Raw genomic sequence first — 6,781 nt, forward strand, 5'->3', positions numbered from 1 at the left:
TCGCTTCCATCCAGCTCGCATCAATCAGGATTTGGTTGCGGCATAATGAGTCGGTGACCTAGGCCGAAACCTTCAAACGCCCAACTGCTCGAACACATGCTGGACGCCGGGCGCATCGGTGTCGGCACGCAGCGCCGCGATCGCCGCTCCGACATCGAGACAATATTCGGCTACCCCGGCGCTCTCGCCCTTCCACGTCCCGCCCAAGGCATGGACGAGGCGCACCGCGGCATGATTCTCGGACAAGGTGTGGACATCGAGCCCGGTCAGCCCCTCGGCATGGCAGTCGACGAGCAGCGCGGCGGTCATCATGCGTGCCAGTCCCTTGCCGTGAAATTGGTCGAGGACCGCGACCGAATATTCAGCCACGCGGCCATTGGGCTGGTTGCGCACCGCATGGACCGCGCCGATCGCGGGCCATCCGGGGCATTCGCTGCAGATCGCCCCCCAGGCGATATGATCATGCCCGTCGACGTCGGCGAGCCGGTGGACGACCTCGTCGGGCAAGGCCGGCGCGGGCGAGAAAAAGCGCAAATAGCGCGATTCGGCCGACAGCCTGGCGATCCCGTCGCGAATGCGCTCCTCGTCGTCGGGCTTGATCGTGCGCAGGCACACGCGCGTCCCGTCGCTCAGCGCGCTGTGGATGACGATGCCGTCGATCGGCCTTGCACGGGCTTCGGTCATAACGGACGCTCTTTACGGATGGGACGGAAGCGAAGCTAATCCGGGTGCGGTCCGCCCGCAATCCCGTTGCTGGGTCGCGATCCTCGCGCCCGAATATGGTCCAAGGTGGATTAAAAGGCCGGGATGCGCGTAGATGTCACATGACCATTCCGCCGCCTCGCATTGTCGAGTTGCTGCCCGCGCTGATGCGCTATGCGCGGCGGCTGGCGCGCGACCAAAGCGATGCCGAGGATCTCGTCCAGGAAACGCTCGCGTCGGCCTATGCCCATATTGGCCAATATCAGCCAGGACGGTCGCTGCGCGTCTGGCTGTTCACGATCCTTCACAACAGCTTCATCAGCCGCACCCGCCACGATGCGGTCCGCGAACGCCACCGGACCGGCACCGCTCCCGCCGCTGCCGAGGCATCGCCGCAGGAGCATTCTGTCCGCCTGCGCGAGATCGCGGAGGCTCTCGACCGCTTGTCCCCGGAGCAGCGGCAGGTGCTCCATCTCGTGGCGGTCGATGGCCTTTCCTACCAGGAGGCGGCGGACGCGATCGGCATCCCGATCGGCACGCTCATCTCGCGCCTCTCGCGCGCCCGCGCCCGCCTCCGCGCGATCGAAAGCGGCGAGGCCGGCGACAGCCGCCCCCCGGTCGCGCTGCGTATAGTGGAGAGCTGACATCATGAAACAGGCTGTCATCACTGAAACCGATCTGCAGGCCTATGTCGACGACCAGCTCGACGCGGCGGGTCGGCTCGAGGTAGCCGACTATCTCGTCCGCCATCCCGACGTCGCCGCGCGCATCGTCGCCGATCTTCGGCTGCGCGATGCGATGCGCGCGCTCGCCGAAACCGAAGACCGTCCCGTTCCGCCCCGGCTTGCTGACGAGGCGCGGCGACTCGACGCAGCGCTCGGGCGCAGGCGGATCGTCGCCGCGCTCGCCCGCGCGCTGCCCGTCGGCGCCGCGGTCGGCGTCGCGGTGTTCGCCGCCGCGACCTGGCAGGTTGCCAGCTTCGCTCCGCGCGCCAGAGCCGCGGTCCCCGCGCTCGTCGAAGAAGCCCTGATGTCGAAGCGGACGGCGCTGATGCGCGCGGATATGCCCTCGCAGCCCGAGGCTGCGCATTTCGATCGCCAGGCCGTCCATCGCGCGACGCGGATTGAAGTTCCCGCCTTGCCCTCGGACTGGCGCATCCTCGATGCGCAGGTCTTTCCGTCCGACTATGGTCCCAGCCTGCAGATGGTGATCGACACGGGCGCCGACGAGCCCGTGTCACTGTTCGCGGCGCGCACCTCGGCCGACATTCCCGAGACTCCCCAGACCGAGGTGGTCGACGGGCAGGCGGTCGGTTTCTGGTCGCACGACGGCACGGCCTATGCGCTGTCGGGCGACCAGCCCGCACGGCAAATTGCCGAACATGCCGAAGACCTTGCCAGCAGCCAGGACTTTTAGCATGATCGGCCGTTCGCGGCCCGTCGCCGCGCCGAGGTCGCGCAGAAATTCCATGGCTAAAAAAGAGTGCCGCGTCACCGCGTCGTGCAACGGCGTGCCGAAGCTATTGTTCGCGATTCGCGAGCTTGGCGGCGGCAACCTGCTGCTCGTCCTGCGCGGCAGCGAATATCCGATCGCGATCGGCGGCAAGATGCACCGCGCCGTCGAACAGCGCTATTCGCTCCACATCGACCCCGTGTCGGGTCGCGTCACGGTCAAGCATTCGCTCCGGCTTTCGGACCGGCGGATCGTCGCGCTTGCGGCCTTTGCGGGCGACAACGACGCCGTCCGCGCCTGACCGGTCTTCTCGCGCCTCGTCCCCGATCTTCGGGCGAATGCCTACGACCTCAAGGGCGCGCCGTCGGACCGCGACCTCGCCATCGCCGACTATGATCCGCGCGCCGCGAGCCTTGGCTATTCGGTCGTGGCGCATCGCGGACAGAAGCTCGCCGCATCGGGGGAGCTCGCCCCCGCCACCCTTGCGCGCCTCTCCTTCGGCGCCTTCGACATTTCGATCGTCGCGCGCACGCTCGACCGTCCCTCCGCCGGCGGCGCGCTGATGCACCACAGCGCCGGGGCGCCGATCGCCGGCGCCGGCGACGACACCATGGCCGAGCGGGATCTCGTCCACTTCATGGAAACGGCGCTCGGCCAGCTTCTCGCCGCCGACCGGCGACCGGCACAGCGCGGCCGACTCGCGGGCTGAGTCCCCCGCACCCGAATCCGCTTTCCTACAATGTTCCAATATGGTTCGTGATGGTCACATCACAAACCAAGGAGCATCGTCATGCGACAGGAAATTCTCCCGCCCCTCCCCGCCAACCCCGAAGCGATGGACGAAATCGCGGCCGACGAGCTCCCCGAAGAGCTTGCCTTCACCCCCGTCGAGCAACAGGCGAAGCGCTGGTCGGGCATCAACGCGCAGAAACAGCGCCTGTTCATCGCGCAGCTCGCGGCGACCGGCGCGGTCAGCATCGCGGCAAAGGCGATCGGCCACAGCACCTCCGCGCTCTACCAGCTCCGCAAGCGCGACGGCGCGGAAAGTTTCGCCGCGGCGTGGGACCGCGCGGTGGAGGCGGGCGCGCGCCGCGTCGCCGACCTGCTCATGGAATATGCCATCTATGGCGTGCCCGAGACGATCTCGAAGCGGGGTCGGGTGATCCTCGAGCGCCGCCGCCCGAACGTCCGCGCGATGCAGCATATCGCCGCCAGCCGCTTTCCCGCGAGTTTCGGCGGCATCGACCCCGCCGACGGCCGCCCCGCCACCGCGATCCCGCACGCGGTCCGCCGCCTGCGCGAGACATGGCGCGCCGAGTGGGAGGCCGAGCGACAAGCCGCGCAGCAGGCTGAAATGCGCGACCATGCGGAGCGCGCGCGTCGGCAGGAAACCGAACTGGACGACCGCCTCCGCACCATCCGCACCGGGTATCAACGCGGGATTTCGCACGACCCGGTCAAGCGCGCCGCGTGGGACCTGCTCGCCGGCCCCGGCACCGACTGGGACGCGCTGCGCCGCGAGGATGCCTATATCAACCCGCAAAAGCATGAGTGGCACATATACCACCCCGACATGATCCTCCCCTTCGCCGCAGGCGCGGGGCATATCGACTGGCAGGCGCACGAGGGCGGCGACCTGTCGCACCCGAACCCGCCCCCCGCCGCCTGCGTCCCCGGGGCGGAGGGCGGCGAAGAGGACGAGTTCTGGTTCAAACGCTATGAGGATCATATCGTCGAGGGCGAGGCCCGCGACCCCGACCCCGCCGCCGCCCCCGCAACAGCCGCCGCCGGAGTCACCCGCGACGACCTCCGCCGGGCTGCCCGCACCTTGCGCGACCGCGCCGAAGCCTGGCAAGCCGCGCGTCGTCCGGTGTACCAGCACCCCCACGGCTTCCTCGCCGACACCAGCCAATGGGGCGGCGCCACGGGAATCGAACGCTACACCGCCCGCCGCCGCATCGAACGCACGATCGCCGAGCTCGAACGCGAATGGAATGCGGCGTACAGCGAGGAAAGCTGGGCGGCGTGGAAGGCGGGCGATGGCGCCGCCGCCAAGACCGACAGCGCGGGAGGCGAGCAATGAGCCTCGAACGCGCCCTCGACGAAAACCGCATCTGCGCCCGCTTCGGCCGCATCGTCCGGATCGACTGGATCCAGCCGCGCGAGCCCTATGGCGGCTGGACCGACGCCGCGCATCTCGAAGCCGAGCCGGTGCAAACCTGCACCTCGGTCGGCCGCCTCGTCCGCGACGACGACTGCGTGAAGATCCTCGCCGGATCGGCGATGATCATCGGCGACGAGGAACGCATCATGCTGAGCGGGATCATCGAAATCCCGGCGCGGTGCGTGGTGCGGATTGTGCGGTTGGAGGAGAGGAAGGAATGCGACCTTTGATTTTCCAAGCCCTCTTAAAGCAAGGGCCTGTTCAATTGCCGAACGCCTGCGCGTTCGGCCAATAAGGACGCTTTCATAGGCTCAGTAAGATAAACGCGGGACTTTAGCCCGCTGTCCGCGACGATTCCAATTCGATCTAGAACGGCATCAACAAAGCGCTTCTGCTCTTCATCCAGTAACGGTTTCTCCTGAAATAAACCAAGGCTCACCCATCGAATATGCAGTTTACCTTCCAAAGAAAAAGTCTGGATTTCATTGCCGAACGCCTTAAACCAGCGCGACCCAAGCTCGACGCAATATGGCCCATCCTTTTGCCGGATATAAACAAAATTTGAGAATCGCTTACCGAACTCTTTCAAAGAGTAAAAATCCAATAAATACATGGTCTTATGAAGTTTGAACAAGCTAAGACTCTCATATCTTTGGATTATATATCTAACGACCTCCCACGATGAAGAAGACGGCTTAGAAAAATCTCTATTTTTTTTCTCGGAATTGTCTGCCCTCCTCAATATCTCACCGACAAAATAATAGTCAGCGGTCTGAGCTGCAAAATTCCTATGAATCATTGCCCTAGCGCCGGGATGATACAGCGGCACGAGCGTTCTTCCTAGCCAGTCGTTTGCGGTTCTAACATTTTCAGAGAGAGTAAAGTTATGATCTTCAAGAAATTTAGTCGCACCTAGCGCAGAAGCACCTAAAGTTACGACGACCTTCGGTTGGACAGCGTCAATTTGAATCTTCAAATTTTTCGCGCAATTTTTTACGACTTTTCGAGAAGGAGGAGCATTATTTCCTTTGTCATCTCTAGGATTGCATAACACAGCATTGGTCACAAAGACCTCTCGTCGAGACAATCCCGCCAACTGTATCAGCTTTTCAAAATTATCGCCGGAAACGTCCCCGTGAAAGGGAATTGCCGTTCTATCAGCACCCAAACGGCCTGGAGCTTCACCGATGAACATTATCTTGGCGTCAGGCGACCCGTTGGCCCAAGATAAAACCCGCGTGCAACCCACCATTTCTGGGCATAAGGCGCATCCCTGCACGCGCTCAATTACATCCTCAAAATCCTGGCATGCCTTCGACGTCATTCGTAAATTGCCTCAGCCTTGTCTTACCATCGCAGAAAGGGTGTAGCGACACGACGCTCACACCCGAAAACGTCCGCTCAGTCCTGGTCGCGACGAATCGACCCAATCGGTCCAGCCCTATAAGATTTCCCAGCGCTTTATTGCCATAGTCATGCGCCCGATAGAGCGCTGCAACGGATAGTTGTCGATCGCCGTGAGCTCGAAATTGGACATACTGCAAGCATGGGCCGCCGCGCGTTCGGAACCCGTCGGTCGGAAGATCGATATGTACATAGCAGGCTGACTCAACATTGCGATTCCAAAGGCTCAGCTTATCCACAACTCCAAGAAGCTTGTTCGCCCTCAGTTCGTGACGAATCCCAGACGCATCTATCGAAGCTCCAGCCATCCGCTCGAAATACGTGTGAATCCAACCGCTGTATCTTGCACCTCTAGCGCGACCACGTCCGAACGTTCTGAGGCCAACCTCAATTGCCTGCTGGGTGGGTCGCGTTGACATAGAAACAACGCGTGGCAAGATCATATCTGAAACTGTTCCCGGCCGCTCCCAGCCGGATTGCTCTGCCAAGAGATTGAGATTTCGAAGAGACTGCGCCGTCGGATTCCACGCGACATCCGTAGAAACAATCATAACAAAGCTCGGCTCATTGGGTGAAGCTACATGGCGCGCCGCCTGAACCCACGCCCGCAAAAGCGAGGCGTCGTGAAACGCGACGGGCCTAGCTGTCATCACAGCACCTTTCGTGTCAAAGGGCGGCTAATTCGTTTCAATCTCAATTTTGGAAATCAAAAGCTTCCTCTGGTCGAGGTTCAACTCCACAGTCGCTGCTCGATGCTCTTTCAGGAATCTAAATGCTTCGTAGCCTTGCAAGATAGCCTCTTCCCACTGCCAATACGGGCACCTGCTTACCTCATAGCCTCTTGTTAAATCGGCTATCGATTTAAGCATATCGAAGCTAAGCTTTCCTCGATCGACATTCTCAAAAAGCTTCAATTGCTTTGCATGATTAAATACTAAAGTAGAAATACCTTCCTCAATCAATATAGCCCTAGCCCCATCTTCTGCTTCATCTAAACTAGGTCACATACCCATAAACAGGATTCCCAAGCGGCTTGAGTTCTGATTCAGTGTTTTCCGG

The 6,781-nt window shown here is 61.9% G+C and carries 8 protein-coding genes and 1 pseudogene; 6 read left to right on the forward strand and 3 right to left on the reverse strand.

Features of this window, described 5'->3' with window-relative positions:
- Positions 1 to 72: 72 nt before the first annotated feature.
- The gene (locus tag J1N50_RS03905) at positions 73 to 684 is read right to left on the reverse strand and encodes a GNAT family N-acetyltransferase (protein WP_215350472.1); all 612 of its coding nucleotides are present in this window, start codon (positions 682 to 684) and stop codon (positions 73 to 75) included.
- Positions 685 to 824: 140 nt separating this feature from the next.
- On the opposite strand from J1N50_RS03905, the gene J1N50_RS03910 reads away from it, so the two are divergent.
- From J1N50_RS03910 to J1N50_RS03935, 6 genes are all read left to right on the forward strand, one after another.
- Positions 825 to 1,346, forward strand: a complete 522-nt coding sequence (locus J1N50_RS03910; protein WP_215350473.1) for a sigma-70 family RNA polymerase sigma factor — start codon at positions 825 to 827, stop codon at positions 1,344 to 1,346.
- A 4-nt stretch (positions 1,347 to 1,350) separates the two neighbouring features.
- On the forward strand, positions 1,351 to 2,118 hold the full coding sequence (locus tag J1N50_RS03915) for an anti-sigma factor family protein (protein ID WP_215350474.1): 768 nt from the start codon (positions 1,351 to 1,353) through the stop codon (positions 2,116 to 2,118).
- 52 nt (positions 2,119 to 2,170) lie between these two features.
- Positions 2,171 to 2,455 carry a hypothetical protein gene (locus tag J1N50_RS03920; protein WP_215350475.1) on the forward strand — a complete coding sequence of 95 codons (285 nt, stop codon included), beginning with the start codon at positions 2,171 to 2,173 and terminating at the stop codon, positions 2,453 to 2,455.
- A 126-nt stretch (positions 2,456 to 2,581) separates the two neighbouring features.
- Positions 2,582 to 2,863, forward strand: a complete 282-nt coding sequence (locus J1N50_RS03925; RefSeq protein WP_215350476.1) for a hypothetical protein — start codon at positions 2,582 to 2,584, stop codon at positions 2,861 to 2,863.
- A gap of 81 nt (positions 2,864 to 2,944) precedes the next feature.
- Positions 2,945 to 4,237, forward strand: coding sequence for a hypothetical protein (locus tag J1N50_RS03930; RefSeq protein WP_215350477.1), 1,293 nt, complete (start codon positions 2,945 to 2,947; stop codon positions 4,235 to 4,237).
- Positions 4,234 to 4,548 (forward strand): hypothetical protein, encoded by a 315-nt coding sequence (locus J1N50_RS03935; protein WP_215350478.1) that lies wholly within the window; start codon positions 4,234 to 4,236, stop codon positions 4,546 to 4,548. Before J1N50_RS03930 ends, J1N50_RS03935 begins: the two co-directional genes overlap by 4 nt.
- Before the next feature lie 14 nt (positions 4,549 to 4,562).
- Here J1N50_RS03935 and J1N50_RS03940 read toward each other — a convergent pair whose 3' ends face one another.
- Both J1N50_RS03940 and J1N50_RS03945 read right to left on the reverse strand, forming a co-directional pair.
- The gene (locus J1N50_RS03940) at positions 4,563 to 5,642 is read right to left on the reverse strand and encodes a uracil-DNA glycosylase family protein (protein WP_215350479.1); all 1,080 of its coding nucleotides are present in this window, start codon (positions 5,640 to 5,642) and stop codon (positions 4,563 to 4,565) included.
- A gap of 757 nt (positions 5,643 to 6,399) precedes the next feature.
- Positions 6,400 to 6,711: pseudogene (locus J1N50_RS03945) on the reverse strand (pyrophosphatase); the annotation flags it as partial.
- Between the last annotated feature and the right edge of the window lie 70 nt (positions 6,712 to 6,781).

The organism is Sphingopyxis soli, assembly GCF_018682675.1.
GTDB lineage: Bacteria > Pseudomonadota > Alphaproteobacteria > Sphingomonadales > Sphingomonadaceae > Sphingopyxis > Sphingopyxis soli.

Coding starts and splice junctions, on each gene's coding strand:
- J1N50_RS03905 (WP_215350472.1), bottom strand. CDS start 684: ATGACCGAAGCCCGTGCAAGGCCGATCGACGGCATCGTCATCCACAGC.
- J1N50_RS03910 (WP_215350473.1), top strand. CDS start 825: ATGACCATTCCGCCGCCTCGCATTGTCGAGTTGCTGCCCGCGCTGATG.
- J1N50_RS03915 (WP_215350474.1), top strand. CDS start 1,351: ATGAAACAGGCTGTCATCACTGAAACCGATCTGCAGGCCTATGTCGAC.
- J1N50_RS03920 (WP_215350475.1), top strand. CDS start 2,171: ATGGCTAAAAAAGAGTGCCGCGTCACCGCGTCGTGCAACGGCGTGCCG.
- J1N50_RS03930 (WP_215350477.1), top strand. CDS start 2,945: ATGCGACAGGAAATTCTCCCGCCCCTCCCCGCCAACCCCGAAGCGATG.
- J1N50_RS03935 (WP_215350478.1), top strand. CDS start 4,234: ATGAGCCTCGAACGCGCCCTCGACGAAAACCGCATCTGCGCCCGCTTC.
- J1N50_RS03940 (WP_215350479.1), bottom strand. CDS start 5,642: ATGACGTCGAAGGCATGCCAGGATTTTGAGGATGTAATTGAGCGCGTG.